Annotated in this window: 1 protein-coding gene; it reads left to right on the forward strand. The window is 55.6% G+C overall.

Going from position 1 to position 259, the window contains the following annotated elements; translation table 11 throughout:
* A partial coding sequence (locus R0J92_RS24260) for a hypothetical protein (RefSeq protein WP_411053562.1) occupies positions 1–259 on the forward strand: 259 nt, incomplete at both ends.

The following is a 259-nucleotide window of genomic DNA, read 5'->3' on the forward strand; positions in this document are numbered from 1 at the left end:
GGTGCCACGTCGAGGCTACCGTTTTGCAACGGCTCAAATTGGGGCTGAGCCGGGCGGCACCTGTGCAACGAAAGATGAACTTCCTTCGGATGCAAAGAAGTCTCTCGCTCGCTTGGAGGTTGCGATCAACCTGTTGCTTGAAATTTTCGACAGACCGGTTCCGGAATCGCGTAATGCGTTGCCATGGTCGAGGCCGGAAATGAACGGCCTGCAGGATAATCAGGTCTCGCAACTACGGTCCGCGACCATGCGTAATGGT

Origin of the sequence: Tritonibacter sp. SIMBA_163, from assembly GCF_046535935.1 — a bacterium.
Taxonomy (GTDB): Bacteria; Pseudomonadota; Alphaproteobacteria; order Rhodobacterales; family Rhodobacteraceae; genus Epibacterium; species Epibacterium scottomollicae.